This window comes from Paenimyroides viscosum (assembly GCF_003858535.1).
GTDB lineage: Bacteria > Bacteroidota > Bacteroidia > Flavobacteriales > Flavobacteriaceae > Flavobacterium > Flavobacterium viscosum.
Genome location: NZ_RQTJ01000018.1, coordinates 1 through 16,948 on the forward strand (window position 1 = coordinate 1; position 16,948 = coordinate 16,948).

Annotated in this window: 18 protein-coding genes; 9 read left to right on the forward strand and 9 right to left on the reverse strand. The window is 31.6% G+C overall.

From position 1 onward, the window contains the following. Positions 1-806: 806 nt before the first annotated feature. On the forward strand, positions 807-2,099 hold the full coding sequence (locus EG242_RS09230; protein WP_162497625.1) for an NAD(P)/FAD-dependent oxidoreductase: 1,293 nt from the start codon (positions 807-809) through the stop codon (positions 2,097-2,099). Here EG242_RS09230 and EG242_RS09235 read toward each other — a convergent pair whose 3' ends face one another. After that, positions 2,100-3,167 carry a DUF3810 domain-containing protein gene (locus tag EG242_RS09235; protein ID WP_124899609.1) on the reverse strand — a complete coding sequence of 356 codons (1,068 nt, stop codon included), beginning with the start codon at positions 3,165-3,167 and terminating at the stop codon, positions 2,100-2,102. A gap of 66 nt (positions 3,168-3,233) precedes the next feature. On the opposite strand from EG242_RS09235, the gene EG242_RS09240 reads away from it, so the two are divergent. After that, on the forward strand, positions 3,234-3,497 hold the full coding sequence (locus tag EG242_RS09240; protein ID WP_124899610.1) for a (2Fe-2S) ferredoxin domain-containing protein: 264 nt from the start codon (positions 3,234-3,236) through the stop codon (positions 3,495-3,497). A 106-nt stretch (positions 3,498-3,603) separates the two neighbouring features. Next, entirely contained in the window at positions 3,604-5,067 is a 1,464-nt protein-coding gene (locus EG242_RS09245) for an aminoacyl-histidine dipeptidase (protein ID WP_124899611.1), read from the forward strand. Between the two features lie 30 nt (positions 5,068-5,097). Here the strand turns inward: EG242_RS09245 and EG242_RS09250 are convergent, their stop codons facing one another. Together EG242_RS09250 and EG242_RS09255 are read right to left on the reverse strand one after the other, a co-directional pair. Then, the gene (locus EG242_RS09250; protein ID WP_124899612.1) at positions 5,098-5,505 is read right to left on the reverse strand and encodes a hypothetical protein; all 408 of its coding nucleotides are present in this window, start codon (positions 5,503-5,505) and stop codon (positions 5,098-5,100) included. 4 nt (positions 5,506-5,509) lie between these two features. Next, positions 5,510-6,094, reverse strand: coding sequence for a hypothetical protein (locus EG242_RS09255; RefSeq protein WP_124899613.1), 585 nt, complete (start codon positions 6,092-6,094; stop codon positions 5,510-5,512). Between the two features lie 69 nt (positions 6,095-6,163). On the opposite strand from EG242_RS09255, the gene EG242_RS09260 reads away from it, so the two are divergent. Further along, positions 6,164-6,373, forward strand: coding sequence for a hypothetical protein (locus EG242_RS09260; protein WP_124899614.1), 210 nt, complete (start codon positions 6,164-6,166; stop codon positions 6,371-6,373). 13 nt (positions 6,374-6,386) lie between these two features. On the opposite strand, the gene EG242_RS09265 is transcribed toward EG242_RS09260, so the two are convergent. Then, positions 6,387-7,667 carry a DEAD/DEAH box helicase gene (locus EG242_RS09265; RefSeq protein ID WP_124899615.1) on the reverse strand — a complete coding sequence of 427 codons (1,281 nt, stop codon included), beginning with the start codon at positions 7,665-7,667 and terminating at the stop codon, positions 6,387-6,389. Positions 7,668-7,746: 79 nt separating this feature from the next. Between EG242_RS09265 and EG242_RS09270 the strand changes: the two genes are divergently transcribed. The 3 genes from EG242_RS09270 (at position 7,747) to aroC (ending at position 11,924) form a co-directional block, all read left to right on the forward strand. After that, positions 7,747-9,831, forward strand: coding sequence for a M1 family metallopeptidase (locus tag EG242_RS09270; RefSeq protein ID WP_124899616.1), 2,085 nt, complete (start codon positions 7,747-7,749; stop codon positions 9,829-9,831). 378 nt (positions 9,832-10,209) lie between these two features. Continuing rightward, on the forward strand, positions 10,210-10,728 hold the full coding sequence (locus EG242_RS09275) for a hypothetical protein (protein WP_124899617.1): 519 nt from the start codon (positions 10,210-10,212) through the stop codon (positions 10,726-10,728). 152 nt (positions 10,729-10,880) lie between these two features. Beyond that, positions 10,881-11,924, forward strand: coding sequence for a chorismate synthase (gene aroC / locus EG242_RS09280; protein WP_124899618.1), 1,044 nt, complete (start codon positions 10,881-10,883; stop codon positions 11,922-11,924). Here the strand turns inward: aroC and EG242_RS09285 are convergent. The 3 genes from EG242_RS09285 to EG242_RS15240 all read right to left on the reverse strand — a co-directional run bounded on the left by EG242_RS09285 (position 11,921) and on the right by EG242_RS15240 (position 14,085). Beyond that, entirely contained in the window at positions 11,921-12,583 is a 663-nt protein-coding gene (locus EG242_RS09285) for a thiamine diphosphokinase (RefSeq protein ID WP_124899619.1), read from the reverse strand. The genes aroC and EG242_RS09285 overlap by 4 nt on opposite strands. Positions 12,584-12,804: 221 nt before the next feature. After that, complete coding sequence (locus tag EG242_RS09290) at positions 12,805-13,797, reverse strand: T9SS type A sorting domain-containing protein (RefSeq protein ID WP_124899620.1); 993 nt, start codon at positions 13,795-13,797, stop codon at positions 12,805-12,807. Positions 13,798-13,968: 171 nt separating this feature from the next. Then, positions 13,969-14,085 (reverse strand): T9SS type A sorting domain-containing protein, encoded by a 117-nt coding sequence (locus tag EG242_RS15240; RefSeq protein WP_124899661.1) that lies wholly within the window; start codon positions 14,083-14,085, stop codon positions 13,969-13,971. 90 nt (positions 14,086-14,175) lie between these two features. Here EG242_RS15240 and EG242_RS09300 point away from each other — a divergent pair, with 90 nt between their 5' ends. Both EG242_RS09300 and EG242_RS09305 read left to right on the forward strand, forming a co-directional pair. Further along, a complete protein-coding gene (locus EG242_RS09300) occupies positions 14,176-14,481 on the forward strand; it encodes a rhodanese-like domain-containing protein (RefSeq protein WP_124899621.1) in 306 nt (101 codons plus the stop codon). A 55-nt stretch (positions 14,482-14,536) separates the two neighbouring features. After that, positions 14,537-15,193: a DedA family protein gene (locus EG242_RS09305; protein WP_124899622.1), complete on the forward strand. Its 657-nt coding sequence runs from the start codon at positions 14,537-14,539 to the stop codon at positions 15,191-15,193. A gap of 16 nt (positions 15,194-15,209) precedes the next feature. Here the strand turns inward: EG242_RS09305 and EG242_RS09310 are convergent, their stop codons facing one another. Next, positions 15,210-15,884, reverse strand: a complete 675-nt coding sequence (locus tag EG242_RS09310) for a DUF2490 domain-containing protein (protein WP_124899623.1) — start codon at positions 15,882-15,884, stop codon at positions 15,210-15,212. A 26-nt stretch (positions 15,885-15,910) separates the two neighbouring features. After that, positions 15,911-16,948: a COX15/CtaA family protein gene (locus EG242_RS09315; RefSeq protein WP_124899624.1), complete on the reverse strand. Its 1,038-nt coding sequence runs from the start codon at positions 16,946-16,948 to the stop codon at positions 15,911-15,913.

Consider the following 16,948-nt stretch of genomic DNA (forward strand, 5'->3'; position numbering starts at 1 on the left):
AAACCAAAGTTATATAATTAATTTCTTAATTTCACTCCAGCTTTATAGGGGGCTAATATACTTTTATAGTAATTCTTTTACTGTATGATAGTTTTTAGTTAACTGTTTTAAACTACGTTCGTAAAGCAATTTATAAACGATCCACATAAACGTTATGCCAACAATTGAAATAAACGTACAGCAAATAATCAATACCGTATAATAAAAGGTGGTTTTAATGCTAGTGAGATTGGTGGCTTCTATAATAGTTTCGTAAACAGCAGAATATAAAACAAATAAAAAAATTATCAGTTTGCTGAACGCAAAGATTTTTAAACACATCCTAGCGTATGAAATGTTCTTCATAAGATTTATCACCGAGTCATCTTTTTTAATAGATTGTGTAATCCAAATACACACCCCAGTAAATACTATAGGTAAACTAAAAAGTATAATATTTAATAAATCAATAAGCGATTTGAGGAAATTTTGTTCTTCTTCTACCACATTTTCTTCGTCGACCAATAAACTAGCTACTACATAAAATAACAGAACAAAACAAAACAATTAACTATTACTATACATTTTAAACTTTTTAATGTTGTTTTTTTTAAAGTTGATAGTAATTCTTCACGAGATCTTGCTGTAACTTTGTTTTTATGATTTTTATTATGTTTTAAAAAATTTAAACTAAACATTTATTGATAATTTATTGCAAAATAAGAATATATTTTATAATTTTTATACAACTAATCTAAAAACAAAATTAATAGTACTATAATTACTATTAACTTCGTAATTTTGTGTTATACTAAATAATTAGAGATATGATGAATATTCCAGACTCTAGTAATCCTAGAGTAGTTATCATAGGTGGCGGATTTGCAGGTGTTGCAGTAGCACAAAAATTAAAAAATAAAGAATTTCAAGTTGTTTTACTTGATAAGCATAACTATCATAATTTTCAACCCCTAATGTATCAGGTTGCAACCGGCGGTTTAGAATCAGGTTCTATTGCGTACCCAATGCGTAAAATTATTAAAGAGCATAAAGAAGCTTTTTTTAGAATGACTTTGGTTGAACAAATCGATACAGAAAATAAAAAAGTTATTACCGATATTGGTACAATATATTACGATTATCTGGTAATTGCAACAGGTTCTACCAATAATTATTTCGGCAATAAAGAAATTGAAAAAAACAGTATGGTAATGAAAACCATACCCGAAGCTTTAAATATCAGAACGCTTTTATTAGAAAATTTTGAATTGGCTTTACAAACCAATGATATGAATGAGCGTAAAGCGTTGATGAATTTCGTTATTGTAGGTGCAGGACCAACAGGTGTAGAGTTAGCCGGGGCTTTAGCCGAAATGAAAAAGGCAGTTTTTCCTAAAGATTATCCCGATTTGGATATTTCTATGATGGAAATTAATCTGATTCAAGGTGGTGAAAAAATTTTAGATGCCATGTCTAAAAAATCATCCAAAGCGGCAGAAAAGTTTTTGAAAGACTTAGGTGTAAAAATTCATTTAAAAACCATTGTAACTAATTATGATGGCAAACGTATTGAAACTAAAGATGGTTTGTCTTTTGATACACATGCAGTAATTTGGTCGGCAGGTGTAAAAGGTGCTCCGATTGAAGGAATGCCGCAAGCCTTAGATCGCGCATCACGTATCCGTGTAAACGAATTTAATCAGGTTGAAGGTTTTACCGATGTTTTTGCATTGGGCGATGTTGCCGCAATGTATGGCGATAAATTTCAATACGGACATCCAATGATGGCACAACCTGCCATTCAACAGGGAAATTTATTAGCCGAAAATTTAGAACGTTTAGAAAAGAAACAATCATTAAAGAAATTTATTTATAATGATAAAGGTTCTATGGCAACTATTGGTAGAAACAAAGCGGTGGTAGATCTACCTAAACTGCATTTTAATGGTGTTTTTGCTTGGTTTGTTTGGATGTTTGTGCACTTATTTTCGTTAATTGGCTTTAAAAATAAAACTTTGGTTTTCTGGAGCTGGGTTTATAATTATTTTGTTTTTGATCGTGAGTCGCGCGTAATCATTCGTCCGTACCGTAAAAACAGAGACATCAAAACCACAGGATAATTAAATTTCACGATATTTTTTGTTGTAATTAATCAATAAATCAACAAATTTATTATAGGATCTAATGCCATCTTTTTGATTATTAATTTTTAAAAAGCCACCATAAAGATTTTTAAATAAATACGAAGAAACATTTCTTTTACTTTGCCAAAACAGTTCACTGTCTAATATATTTTGTTGAACACCGCTGTTTAATTGGTTATAAAGTAACTGATAAGTTTCTTCGTTTTCTCTTCTATATTCTTTTAAACAATACTTTAAAGCATACAAATTGGCGGCGTATTTAAATTTTTCATCGCTACTTTGTACGGTCGTTATATATCCAAAAAAATTAGCTTCGGCTTCACTTGCAATACCAAGTTGATGTGCCATTTCATGAGCCACCGTAACAGGCATTCCAATGGTTGGTATTTCAATATTTACCTGATTCTCGTGCGTTAACGGATTAAAGTACCCACTAAATCCGGTGTACGATTGCATATAAGAATAAAACGATGGCTTTACTTTGTTAATTTTATTATCAGTAAGAATTCCCTTTAAATGATCAGGTAAATTTTTATAGTTTAATTGCGCAATGTTGTTAAATAATTCAAGATTTTTTTCAAAATCAACTTTTTGTAAAGCATCATTAGTTACTAATAAATGCTGACTGTTTACAACATTTATTAATTGATTTGTGATAGAATCTAATTCCGTTTTACTATAACCTTTTCCTAATTCTAATTGATGAGCAACTGATAATTTGTAATTATTCAATCCCCAAAAAAACTGAAAAAAACTAAAAAACAGCACTAAAAAACCGATAATAAAAAGTGTTACTTCTTTCAACATTTTCTTTTTAAGTAAAACAAAACTTTTATACACTACATAACAAACAATAAGTGCGTACACAATATCACCTATAGAAAACGGAAACGCGTTGGTAAGTAAATACAAGATACTATCTAAGCCACTGTATATTTTTTGATTATAATGTCGGGTTATAAATAACGGAAATTTTGGACTAACCAAGTAACTAAGAACTAACAAAAGAAATAATGTAATAAAAAAATAATATTTTCTTTTCATTTATATGTTTTATTTAGAATAAATAAAAATAATTATTTATATTTGTACTCGTTAAAGATAAGGATAATGAGTAAATGTAAATCTTTTAATGAAGTAATTTATTTTTGTGACGGAAAAAAATGTTGCAGATACAATGAGGAAGCTAAATCTTGCTTAAAAGAATTACTTAATGATACAGGTTTAAACAAAAATGTTTCTTTAGAAAAAATGAAATGTCAGGGAATGTGTAAAAGCGCTCCTATATTTTATATTAATTCTGAAAAAAAGTATAAAAAGGAAGTCACAAAGAAAAAAGCACAAAAATTATTCGATAAGTATATTGTTGCATAATTTTAAAAAATAGTTATTGTTTTTATTTTGTATGAAGCCATTTTAAACCATGTTTAAAGTGGCTTTTTTATGGAATAATAAGTAACTTTGGGTAAAATTTAAAAATATGAGTCAAGATATTCGCAATTTAGAACCACTGCCGTTGTGGAATCATTTTGCAGATTTAAACGCAGTTCCGCGTCCGTCAAAAAAAGAAGAACGTGTAATTACTTTCATGAAACAATTCGGTGAAAATTTAGGATTGGAAACCATTGTAGACGAAGTAGGTAACGTAATTGTAAAAAAACCGGCAACTTCTGGTATGGAGAATCGTAAAACAATTGTTTTACAGTCGCATTTAGATATGGTTCACCAAAAGAACAACGACACCGTTTTCGATTTTGATACACAAGGAATTGATATGTATATCGATGAAGACTGGGTTCGCGCAAAAGGAACTACCTTGGGTGCCGATAACGGTATTGGCGTAGCAACCATTATGGCGGTTTTAGCATCAAAAGAAATAGAACATCCGGCAATTGAAGCTTTGTTTACTATTGATGAAGAAACCGGAATGACAGGTGCGATGGGCTTAAAAGGCGGATTGTTAACGGGCGATATATTATTAAATTTAGATACAGAAGAAGACGATGAAATTGATATCGGTTGTGCCGGTGGAGTAGATGTTACTGCACGCGCAGAGTATGATGACGAGGATACACCCGACGGATCTGTCGCTTACAAAATAACCGTTAAAGGTTTAAAAGGCGGACATTCTGGTATGGATATTCACAAAGGTTTGGGTAACGCAAATAAAATTATGAACCGTTTGCTTTTTAATGGTTTCGATAATTTTGGATTACAGATTTCTACCATTAACGGTGGAAGTTTACGTAACGCAATTCCGCGCGAAAGTGTTGCAAACGTGATCATTGCAAAAATGTACGATGAATCTTTTGTGTTTGATATGTTACCGGTTGTAAACGATATTAAAGCAGAATTTGCAACTACAGAACCTAATTTAGAAATCATTTTTGAAAAGCAGGAAACATTACCTGAAAAAGTAATGCCAGCAATGGCGCAATATTACTTGGTTCGTGCGTTGTACACGGCTCATAACGGAGTTTACAGAATGAGTGCTGATTTCGATGATTTGGTTGAAACATCTAACAATATTGCAAAAGTAACGGTTGGTAATGGTAAATTGCAGGTACAATGTTTAACAAGATCTTCGGTTGAAACATCAAAGTTCGATTTAGCGAACAGTTTACGTTCTGCATTTGAATTAATGGGGTGCGAAGTTGATTTTTCTGGATCTTATCCAGGTTGGACACCAAATCCAAATTCATCAATCTTAAAAGTTTTAGATGAATTGTACGAAAAACAAAACGGACAAAAAGCAAATGTAGTTGCTTGCCATGCCGGATTAGAGTGCGGTATTTTAGGAACTAATTACCCTGATATGGAAATGATTTCTTTTGGACCAACAATTCGCGGTGCACATTCACCAGAAGAACGTGTGTCTATTTCATCAGTTCAAAAATATTGGAAATTTGTTTTAGAAATTCTAAAGAATATTCCTGTTAAATAGCAAAAAAGCAACTCAATTGAGTTGCTTTTTTTATTTTCTTCCCAAAACATATCCTAAATAAGCCATTGGAATATAAGCCAAAATTAAATCAATACTGTTAAACCACATGGGGGCGTTGGGTACCATAAAAACCATTGAAATACCACCTGCTAAAAACAAAACACCGATTACCATTGGTTCGATAATAGATTTTGGATTTGATAGTTTTGTAGCAATAAATGCTCCAACCAACGTTCCTAAAGCATGAGCCAGAAAAGGAAATACAAAATGTTTGGGTTCCATTAAATGCATACCTGCAGCTAAACCTTCGGCAGTTTTATTATTTAAACCAGCTGGTAACGGAATTATTTTACCACTTACGGCAACAAGAATCATGTTTACTAATGATCCTATAATAAACCCAGCAATAGTTGCTAATATATTTCTGTATTTTTTCATTGCATTACTTCTTTGCTAACTTATCATTGCATTTTTGAATAAACTTCAGCTTTTCGGTTTTTAATTCATCCGCTTTTTCATCTAAATCAGAATTTTCAATACCCTCAAGTTCTTCGTATGTATAAAAATTATACTGTATGTTTTCTTTTAAATGATCTATATGAAACTGGTACTCCTCTAACAAATAACCAATTTCTTCTTTCAGCTCTTTTTTGAATTCTTTTACAACTTTTAATTCTTCCAAAATTTGCTCAATAGCTTCTTCTGTTTCAAAAAAACTATAAGGTGTATATATTGGTGCAAGTGATTTAAAATCAGTACTATTTTGTAGAGTATTTAATGTTTTAATCGAACCAAAATCAAAATTTGAATATCCTTTTAAAAGTGCTTCGTTTTTAATGATATGGTTGATAAATTCAGCATAAAAAGATTCAGTTTCAGTATCAAAATTCTTTAAATTATAAAAATGCTGTAACAGTACAAATGCATCATTATAAAAACTAATTACATCGTCTTCAATTACATCTGTTGTATAGTTTTCTTTAAACTGCAAAACAAAATCATAAATAGGCACACTGTTATTTTCCATAAATTTAATATTTTTTGTAAAGATATTCCTAATATTTTTATCTTTGGTTACAATGTGATAAAATTAGTTATGAAAACAATTTATGAAATAGATTTGCACGAAAGTACGGTTGTTAAAACGGTAATACCGGAATATGAAAACCGACTGAAACAAATTCTTTACTATCGTGTAACGCGTGTTGCAGGTGGTTGGTTGTATAAGAAAATTGGAGTTGATTTTCCTGAGGTTTTTGTACCTTACACCGATGAGTTTAAAAGTAGAAGAGAAACAGATGTATAGCGAAAGAGATGGTTTAATACCATCTCTTTTTATTTTTTTTAGAAGCATCGGACTTTCGTGATGCCGAATTTTGTGTCGATTTTTTTTTATTTGAATTACCTGTTGCTGCTGATTTATTTTTATTTCGTAAATCTTTTTTAGCATTTGGGTTTGGTTCGCGCCACGGGAAAGGATTGTCTTTTACAACTTTAACCTGCAAACGAATTAGTTTTTCAATATCGCGCCAATAGTTTTTTTCATCTCTACCAACAAAAGAAAGTGCCAAACCTTCTTCGCCGGCACGACCTGTTCTACCAATTCTGTGAATATAAATTTCGGGAATATTCGGAATATCAAAGTTAATCACAAAAGGCAGTTGCTGAATGTCAATTCCGCGTGAAGCCACATCTGTAGCAACTAAAATATCAATTTTTTTATTTTTGAAATCGTCTAAAATCTGAAATCGTGCCGCTTGCGATTTATCTCCGTGAATAGCATCGGCTTTATAACCTTCTTTTTGTAAATATTCAACTACATTATCGGCTCCGTGTTTGGTTCTTGTAAAAAGCAATACATTTTTTAAATTCTGTGTTTCAAGAACATGTTTTAAAAGTTTCTTTTTATCTTCTTTTTCTACCAAATACGTTTTCTGCGTAATATTTGCACCGGTACTAGAATCGGGATCAACCGAAACATACACGGCATTACTTAAAAATTCGTCAGCCAATTCACGAACACCCATTGGCATGGTAGCAGAAAACATTAACGTTTGTCTGTTTGGCGGGGTCAGTTTTATAATTTTTCGAACATCATTAATAAAACCCATATCCAGCATTAAATCGGCTTCATCGATCACTAATTGGTGTAAAGCATCGGTTTTAATGTAGTTTTGTTTGTATAAATCTAAAAACCTGCCTGGTGTAGCAACCAAAACATCAATACCGTATTTAAGGGCTTTAATTTGTGGCTCCATATTTACACCGCCATAAACAACATACGTTCTAATCTGTGTGTATTTGCTTAAAGCTTCAAAATGTTCGGCAATTTGTATAGCTAATTCACGGGTAGGCGAAAGGATAATAGTTCTAATCTGCTTGCGTTTTTTGCCAGCGCCTACAATTCTGTGGATATGATTTATAATAGGAATGGCAAATGCAGCCGTTTTTCCTGTTCCTGTTTGCGCACAACCCACCAAATCTTTCCCTTCGATTAAAGACGGAATTGCTTTTTCCTGAATTGGTGTAGCGGTGGTGTAACCTAGATCTTTAATGGCTTCGGCAACATTATTATTTAGTGCAAATTCGGTAAAATTCATATCAAAATTTTAAGCAAAATTACGTTTTTAATTTCGTACTTTTATGAAATTCTAATACCTTTCAACAAAATTTCTGTTCATGAAACAAACAATACTTGCAATAAGTTTACTTATATCGTTAAATATTTGGTCGCAAACAAAACCTAAAGTCGACTTTACTACCGCCAACGCTTCTATAAAATTTGATATTGCCGAACACATGGTAATTGGCGATGTTACCTATCAGTTTACCGTGAACGAAGCAACCGATTCTATTAAAATCGATGCTAAAAATATGATGATTCAAGGGATGAAGCTAAACGGACAAACACCTAAATATCATTACGATAAAAAGCAGATTTCATTAACACAAGGTTTTAAAGAAGGTGAAAACACAATTACAATTAGTTATAAAACCAACCCTAAACAAGCACTTTATTATGTGGGATCTGGAACCGATTTACAGATTTGGACGCAAGGTCAGGGAAAATATACAAGCCATTGGTTGCCAAGTTTTGACGATTACAATGAAAAAGTAATTTTTAATACAAAGATTTCTTTTGAATCTGGTTATGATGTAATTAGTAACGGAACTTTAGACGGAAAAACCGTTAATGGCAAGCAAACTACTTGGAGTTATAAAATGACCAAGCCAATGAGCTCTTATTTAGTGATGTTGGCAATTGGTAAATTCGATAAAAAGACCGAAAAATCTGCATCAGGCATAACTATCGAAAATTATATTCGTCCGGTTGATGCTTCAAAATACACGACAACCTATCAGCATACAAAGAAAATGTTCGATTTTCTTGAAACGCAAACCGGTTTTTCGTATCCGTGGCAAATCTATCGAAACATTCCGGTAGAAGATTTTATGTACGGTGGTATGGAAAATACAACTTCGACCATTTTTAACAGTGATTATGTGGTTGATAATATTGGTGTGAACGATCGCGATTACGTAAACGTGAATGCACACGAAATGGCGCATCAGTGGTTTGGAAATCTTGTTACGGCAAAAACAGGTAAAGATCATTGGCTGCAAGAAGGTTTTGCAACCTATTATGCTTTGCTGGCAGAACGAGAAGTTTATGGTGTTGATGATTTTTATTGGAAATTATACGAAATGGCAGAATTGATTACCAAAGATGCTAAAGAAAATAAAAACACGGCGGTTTACAGTGAAAAAGCTACAACTGCAACCTATTATCAAAAAGGTGCTTGGATGTTGTTTTATTTATCAAGCCAGATTGGCGAAGCTAATTTTAATACCGTTGTAAAAAATTATCTGAATAAATATGCTTTTAAAAATGCTTCTACACAAGAATTTTTAAACGAAATTACTGCTGTTGTTCCTAATTTTAATATTGATAATTATAAGAAAAATTGGTTAGAAAACAAGTCGTTCAATACCAAAGATGCGTTGTTTTTAATTGAAAATACACCATTGGTAAAATCGTATTTTGAAGTATTGTCATTACAGGAAAAAGGTTTTGAAGTTAAAAAAGATCAATTACTAAAATTATTGAAAGATTCAAACACTTCTACAGATGCAAAACGCGAAATTGTTTTTCAATTGCATAAAGTTCCTTATGAAGATGCAAAAGAATTTTATCAAACCGTTGTACAATCGAACAATTTAAAGGTACGCCAAGCTTTGGCTCAGGTTGTTAGTGAAATTCCAGCGGAGTTTATGGAAGATTACAAAAAGTTCTTAAACGATAATTCATATATTACCCGCGAAATTGTCTTAAAAAATTTATGGTTGCAAGATGTATCGGGTAGAGCAGCTTTATTAGATAAAACAGCTGCTTGGAAAGGCTTTAACGATTATAATTTACGTATTACTTGGTTGATGTTTGCCTTAGCAACAGAAAATTATAAAAACGATAAAAAAACACATTGGTATTCAGAACTTGAAAATTTTGCCTACAACAAATACAACAGCAACATTCGTACAAATGCCATAAATGCAATGTGGTATTTAAATAAGTACGACAGTAATACGTTACCGCATTTGGTAAATGCTTTGGTGCATCATAACAGTCGTTTTCAAAAATTTGGACGCGATGCCATTGTTCGTTTATGTGAAAGGAAAGAGTTTAAAGATCATTTTAAAAAGTTGACACCATACTTGCCACAAGACGAACATGATGCTTTAAAAAAGTTGATAGAAGAGATGTAATTTAAAACTTAGTAAGCTAAACCTTTAAATATGTCAATAAAATGCAGCTAATAAATTTGTAAACAAATTATCCTAATAGCTTTTAATGAATTACACGAAACCTCAGTTAATATACTTATGTAAAAATGCCCGTTTCATAGGGCATTTTTATTTAGTTGCTGTTCAATTAAAATGATTTAAAAAATCGTTATTGAAAATATTGTAGTTTAAATTATAACAAACAATGAAGATTTTTTTATTTACAATTAATTAGCCTTATTTATGTTATAATTTTCTTTCAAAAGTTGTGAGTAAAAAAATCACCCAAATGGGGTATTTAGTAAAAAAAGGATTTTATGTAAGTTTGAATTTATAAAAACATTACAAACGTACATAAATATGGAAAGTAGCTTAACATCAATTTTGAAAATAAACCATAAGCTGATAAAAAATTTTTCTCCAAAAAATGTAGAAGGCAGATTTTTTATCAATGAAACGGAACATGGGTTAGATGTAAAAATCGAAAAAGACGTCAAAGATATTACCGATTGTATTTTTAGTATTAAATTAAATTTCCCACTAATTTCTTATGAAATAAATCTTTGGTCTAAAGAAGAAGATGGCTATTTAATTAATATTACTCGTAACAATGAAAATACCACCATATATAAACAAGAATATAACGTTTTAACTTCTGAAAACATTCATATTCTAAACAAAAATTTTAAATACGTTGTTAGTTTTGATAAAGTAGAGTTAGTTCATTTCATAAATAAAAAGCTGTATGATTTAGAACTAAATACAATGGCAATTATGAATATACCAAACGTTTCTAAAATAAAAGGAATCTTAAATAAAGAATTTACAAACCTTTGTTTTTACTCTTGTGGCAATACATTATTTTTAACAATTAAGTAATTTTAACTCATTTAAATGTAAAATGCTGTAAGCATAGAATTATAAAAACGATAAAGGTTTAATAATCCATTAAAAATTATACACCTACTAAATGTAATATCTATCTAAGATCGTATCTTTGTTATTAAGATTTTAATTTCTCAACAAATAAAATGGCAGGCAATACATTTGGTAACAAATTTAAACTAACAACATTTGGCGAATCACACGGAGTGGCAATTGGTGGAATAATTGATGGATGCCCGTCGAATATTGTATTAGATTTAAATGCTGTTCAGTTGGAATTAGATCGAAGAAAACCCGGACAATCAAAATTGGTAACTCAAAGAAAAGAAGCCGATGAAGTTGTTTTTTTGTCAGGTATTTTTGAAGAAAAGACCTTGGGAACTCCTATTGCTTTCCAAATAATCAACAATAATTCTAAATCAGCTGATTATGATTTGTTAAAAGATGCTTATCGCCCAAGTCATGCAGATTTTGTCTATCAGCAAAAGTACAAACATCGCGATTACAGAGGAGGAGGAAGAAGTTCTGCCAGAGAAACCGCAGCCCGAGTTATAGGCGGAGCCATTGCAAAGCAAATTATTAAACCTATTGAAATTTCAGCGTATGTTTCTTCTGTAGGATCTATTTCTTTAAATAAAAAATACACCGAACTTAATTTATTATTAACAGAAACCAATGATGTTCGATGTCCCGATGTTGAAATTGCGCAACAAATGGAACAACTTATTTTAGAAACTAAGAAAAAAGGCGATACCGTTGGTGGCATTATAACTTGTGTTATTAAAAATGTTCCGATTGGTTTGGGCGAACCTGTTTTCGATCGATTGGAAGCGAATCTGGCAAAGGCAATGTTGTCTATCAACGCTTGTAAAGGTTTTAGTTTTGGAAGTGGTTTTGAAGGAACAAAAATGTTTGGATCCCAACACAATGATTATTTTAATGAAGACGGATCAACCAAAACGAATTTTTCAGGCGGTATTCAAGGGGGAATAAGCAACGGAATGGATATTTATTTCGATGTCGCTTTTAAACCTGTTGCTACTTTACTACAACCGCAAGAAATGTTAACTACTAAAGGAACATTGGAAGTTATTAAAGGAAAAGGTAGACACGATGCTTGTGTTCTTCCGCGTGCCGTACCCATTGTAGAAGCTATGGCTGCTTTAGTAATTGCCGATTTTATGGTTTAATCATTACATTCCATCAAAATTAAATGTCCGTTTTTGTAGCTAATTTCAACCAAACCATCAGTTGAAACCTCATTGCTGCTCCCGGGTTTAAATCCTAATATTAAAGAATCATTTTCAAGTTCGTATTTCAAGTTTTTTGTCGAAATTCCATCAACAGTTCCAACAGGAATCAACGATAAAATAGTTTCTTTTGGATACCATTTTACGAAATTCTTCTGCAAAGGAAAAATTTTAGAATAATCGTCAATCATCACTAATTTTATAACTCCTTGATATTTAATAAGATTGGTGATGTTTGTAAACGTATGATCCATTCTTCTGCCGGTTGCCCAAACAATATTTGCCGCAGGTATTTTTCGGTCAATCAAATAGTTAATCGCCTTGTCAATATCATATGAATCCTGCTCGGCTAACTTTACAATTTCAATGGGATACTGCAAATTTTTGTAATATTCGTAATCAAAATCTCGGTCAAAATCCCCAATTAAAACATCAACTTTAATTCCTAATTCCAAAACGCGTGTAATGGCACTATCTAACACAATAACTAACGGATTCCATTCCAACAATTGGTTGAGTAATTCCATAGAACAAGCTTCGCCATTGGCTATGATTAATGCAGGTTCTTGATCGTCGCGTACAATATGATGAGAGGACATGATTTTTCTATTTTTAAAACCACTAAATTAAGATGTTTTCTTTATTTTAAAGGTAATATTCTTTTTAATTAAAAAAGCAACAATAAAATTTGGTTGCTTTTTGTTTTTCGACTTTAGTTTATCATGACATCTCGAAAATACCCGAAGCTTCCGCTTCTCCTCTTAATTTCAAATGCTCGATGTGACAGCTTTTTGTAAGGCTATAACTGACAAATTATGTTTTATTTCTTAACCAGCTTTTTCACGGCTAACCCGGCGTTTGTTTGTATATGCAGCATATACGTACCGCTTGCTAAATTTTCTACGTTTAATTGTATTTCGGTTTGGTTATTAAAACTTTGCGTGTTTAGCTGCTTGCCTATACTATCGTAAATAGTAACCTGCTCTACCAACATATTTTCACTGTTGGTTATGTTCACCACATTTGTTGCAGGGTTTGGGTACATATTAAATTTAGCCGACACTATTTCGTTAGCACTTAAAATATACGTTGGTACACTTGGTAATGCCGTAAGTTTAATGTTATCGTATTTAACAACTGTACCTGGTTTTAAGGCGTTTGTAAATAGATATATTTGATGAGGATCAGCTATAGATGACGACTTAATACCTGCACTAAATAGATTTAAAGTTGGTAAGTATGTATAAAACTTATTACTATCATAGTCAACATACAATTCTACCTTTAACCAAAGATTATGCGGAAAAGTAGTTGATGTGTAATTTTTTAATCTTTTATAGCTACCCCCGATTGCGCCCAATTGTAAAGTTTCTATGTAAGAATTACCTGATGAATATAGACGCATATCTATAATTGCACCATTACTAGTAGTAGTGTAACTAATGCCACTCACAGTATTAAACCAACCTATTCCATATACCTCGTATTCGTATTTTAAAACATTATTACCAGTGGTACGGTTATTCCACAATGCATTAATAACACCCATGTTTTGTTGAATCGTAATTCCCTCATTTAAATTGTTACTTGTTGTAATACTAACAACATTTCCTTTGCCTGTTTCGGGGGTAACCATGGCGGTTACACTGCCATGCCTTTCTGTAACCCAACCACCTTGCCCGGCTGCGGTACCTGTATAATCGGTATTTAAGTGTCCTGCCGGGTAACTGTTAAAATCTTCGCTTAATAATACTTGGGCGGTAGCCAAATGCGTAATTAAACAAGTTGTTATTAAAAGTATGTTTTTTTTCATAATTTATTATGTTTTTAATCAGTTATTATGTAAATATAAAAAATAATTTAACAACAAAAGCAACCAATAAATTTTAGTTGCTTTTGTTTTTTGAGACTTAAGTTTATCTTGACATCTCGACTCCGCTCGATGTGACAGCTTTCTGTAAGGCAAGAACTGGCAAATTATTTTTTATTTTTTAACTAACTTTTTAACCGCTAAACCCGCGTTTGTTTGTATATGCAGCATATACGTACCGCTTGCTAAATTTTCTACGTTTAACTGTTTAAAAGTTTCATTGAAGAATATTTATTTGAAGTTTTAAAACCACTAAATTAAGATGTTTTCTTTATTTTAAAAGGATTTAATTATATTTGAAGAAAATTAAAATTCTTAAAAATGGATTTACAACAAGACCAATGGTGGAGTAATTTTAAAAACGATGAAAACGCCGTTTTATTAGATGTTCGCACAGAAGATGAAGTAAGCGAAGGTGCAATTCCAAACGCGGTTCATCATGATTTTTATCAAGGACAAGATTTTTTAACTGCGTTAGAAAATTTAGATAAATCTAAAAATTATTATGTTTATTGTCGTTCTGGAAACCGTAGCGGTCAAACGTGTTTATTAATGAACCAATTAGGGTTTGAAAATACGTATAACTTGGTTGGCGGAATGAACGAGTGGAACGGACCTACAGTTTAATTAAGGCGTTAGCCTTTTTTTATGTAGATAAACGATACGAAAAAAATACTTTTGAATGGAATTAATAGATTTTATATTACACATAGACCAATATTTACAGGTTTTTTTGCAAGATTACGGTGTTTGGGTTTATGCCATATTGTTTTTAATTATTTTTGTTGAAACCGGTTTGGTAGTAATGCCTTTTTTACCTGGCGATTCGTTACTATTTGCAACGGGTATGTTGGCTGCACAATTTCCGGAAAGTTTAAACGTATGGTTAGTAATGATTTTAATGTTCATAGCAGCTGTTTTAGGCGATGCTTTAAACTATACCATAGGTAAAGATATTGGTATGCGCATTATAAACTTTAAAATATTTGGTAAACAACCCGTTACAATAGATCATATTAACAAAACACATACGTTTTATGAAAAGTACGGAACTAAAACAATTGTAATTGCTCGTTTTGTGCCTATTGTACGTACGTTAGCACCGTTTGTAGCTGGTATTGGAAGAATGGATTATAAAACTTTTTTTAGCTACAATGTAATTGGTGGTTTTGTATGGGTTTTTGGAATTACTTTGGCAGGATACTTTTTAGGAAATATTCCATTAATAAAAGACAACTTTTCAAAAGTAGTTTTACTGATTATTTTGATATCGGTTCTCCCAATTATCTACTCGGTTATAAAAGAAAAACTAAGTAATAAAACAAAAACGCTTTCGTAATGAAAGCGTTTTTTGTTTATATCTTTAAATTATGGTGTAAAGAAAACATCAATTGCTGATATGAGTTATTTTGAAGCATTTGATTCATCCATCCTAACTGAAATGCTAAATTAGTATTCACCTTAAATCCTGCACCAAAGTACAATCTGTTCCTATCGAATGGGTTTGTTTTTCTAGAAGTTTTATCAACATTCATAAAAATTTCGTTATACAACGTAGCATATAAATTTTGGTTTTTTTCTGTATTTTGATATAAAGGAATATCTAATCCTAATTGATAACGAAATCTTGATTTAAAATCTTGATTGTCAATAAATCGCTGTTCTAATCTAAATCTATGCTTTAATGTGTTACTAGCGATTTTTTGATTGGTAAGTACATCTTGAAAAATTCTGTTTTCAGCAAAAGGATTATCTGGTTTTTCAAATTGTTCGGTGTGTACAAAAGCGTAACCAGATCCAACAGTTAAATTATCGAACCAAACATATTGAACAGATCCTCTTAATAACATTTGATTTAAATCGGTAATAAAAGCATGATTTCTATTTTGTATATCGTAATTGAAATTCCATTTAGTGTTTTCTACTTTTGTGTTTCCATAATACATATACCAACTGCCTAATTGGGGATTGTTAGAAAAAACTTTTGCACTAAATAAAATGGTAATAAATAGAAGAATTGTTTTTATCATAACTAAAATTAGTTTGTTATTAATTATTAGCTTGTACTGTTTTTTAAGTTGCGCTTACTTGTTTCTAATATCAAAGCAAATTGTAAACCATACATAAGCGCTGCTAAAACCAAGTGTGCTGCCTGCGTACCAAACGGAAAGTGTATGTAATACATTAAAACGCCCGTAATAATTTCTAAAATTAGTAAAAGCATAATCCAATCCATTTTGGCAATTCCTAAGTTAAGACGTTTATTTCTTAAAAATAGATAAAGATTTACAAAAAATATCACAAAAGAAAAGGTTCTGTGAATGTAAAAACTCACATCGGGGTTTGCCAACCAAACTGATACATCGGTAATTCCGCTTCTTGTTTGAACATCTATAAACTGACGAACTTGTGTTCCTAATCCAATCTGTATCAAAGATAAAAGCATGGCAACCCAAGTAAAAATATGAAATGCGGCATCGTATTTACCTACATATTTTTTATTTTCCTTTGCTAAATGAATCAAATAAATTAACGCCGCCACATTTAATAACGCTGCAATCATGTGTGTGGTAATTCTTGCTGGATTCAAAACCGAAAAAACAACTGTTGCACCTAACCACGCATTAAATCCTAATAAAAACAATACGATTCCTGCCCATAAAACCACCGATTTTTTTATTTTCCAATATTTAAACGAAAGAACAAACAACACTAAACATGACAAACCTGCTAAAGCTCCGCACAAACGGTTAATGTATTCTACCCAAGTGTGGTAAGGATTAAACTCGGCATAATCGTGTTTTGTATATTGTTCCCAGTTCGATGGATTATAAACATCTGTTGTTGTAAAACGGTTGTTTGCCACCCAAAGCGAGTTATTTTTAATGATAACCTGTCCTTTGTTATATTCATGGTTTGGTTTCCAAAGCAATTCTTCAACTTGGGTAGGCGGTATGTAGTAACCAAAACATCTAGGCCAATCGGGACAACCCATACCAGAACCGGTCATTCTAACAGTAGCACCAGCTATAATTACTAAATAAATTAATATAAGTGATATTTTTGCCCAACGAATAAATGTTTTGTTTTCCAT

What these genes read in the sequence shown, in the direction of transcription:
- EG242_RS09245 (WP_124899611.1), top strand. Translation starts at nt 3,604, where the DNA reads ATGAGTCAAGATATTCGCAATTTAGAACCACTGCCGTTGTGGAATCAT.
- EG242_RS09235 (WP_124899609.1), bottom strand. Translation starts at nt 3,167, where the DNA reads ATGAAAAGAAAATATTATTTTTTTATTACATTATTTCTTTTGTTAGTT.
- aroC (WP_124899618.1), top strand. Translation starts at nt 10,881, where the DNA reads ATGGCAGGCAATACATTTGGTAACAAATTTAAACTAACAACATTTGGC.
- EG242_RS09275 (WP_124899617.1), top strand. Translation starts at nt 10,210, where the DNA reads ATGGAAAGTAGCTTAACATCAATTTTGAAAATAAACCATAAGCTGATA.
- EG242_RS09260 (WP_124899614.1), top strand. Translation starts at nt 6,164, where the DNA reads ATGAAAACAATTTATGAAATAGATTTGCACGAAAGTACGGTTGTTAAA.
- EG242_RS09240 (WP_124899610.1), top strand. Translation starts at nt 3,234, where the DNA reads ATGAGTAAATGTAAATCTTTTAATGAAGTAATTTATTTTTGTGACGGA.
- EG242_RS09270 (WP_124899616.1), top strand. Translation starts at nt 7,747, where the DNA reads ATGAAACAAACAATACTTGCAATAAGTTTACTTATATCGTTAAATATT.
- EG242_RS09285 (WP_124899619.1), bottom strand. Translation starts at nt 12,583, where the DNA reads ATGTCCTCTCATCATATTGTACGCGACGATCAAGAACCTGCATTAATC.
- EG242_RS09315 (WP_124899624.1), bottom strand. Translation starts at nt 16,948, where the DNA reads ATGGAAAACAAAACATTTATTCGTTGGGCAAAAATATCACTTATATTA.
- EG242_RS09265 (WP_124899615.1), bottom strand. Translation starts at nt 7,667, where the DNA reads ATGAATTTTACCGAATTTGCACTAAATAATAATGTTGCCGAAGCCATT.
- EG242_RS09305 (WP_124899622.1), top strand. Translation starts at nt 14,537, where the DNA reads ATGGAATTAATAGATTTTATATTACACATAGACCAATATTTACAGGTT.
- EG242_RS09290 (WP_124899620.1), bottom strand. Translation starts at nt 13,797, where the DNA reads ATGAAAAAAAACATACTTTTAATAACAACTTGTTTAATTACGCATTTG.
- EG242_RS09300 (WP_124899621.1), top strand. Translation starts at nt 14,176, where the DNA reads ATGGATTTACAACAAGACCAATGGTGGAGTAATTTTAAAAACGATGAA.
- EG242_RS09250 (WP_124899612.1), bottom strand. Translation starts at nt 5,505, where the DNA reads ATGAAAAAATACAGAAATATATTAGCAACTATTGCTGGGTTTATTATA.
- EG242_RS09255 (WP_124899613.1), bottom strand. Translation starts at nt 6,094, where the DNA reads ATGGAAAATAACAGTGTGCCTATTTATGATTTTGTTTTGCAGTTTAAA.
- EG242_RS09310 (WP_124899623.1), bottom strand. Translation starts at nt 15,884, where the DNA reads ATGATAAAAACAATTCTTCTATTTATTACCATTTTATTTAGTGCAAAA.
- EG242_RS09230 (WP_162497625.1), top strand. Translation starts at nt 807, where the DNA reads ATGATGAATATTCCAGACTCTAGTAATCCTAGAGTAGTTATCATAGGT.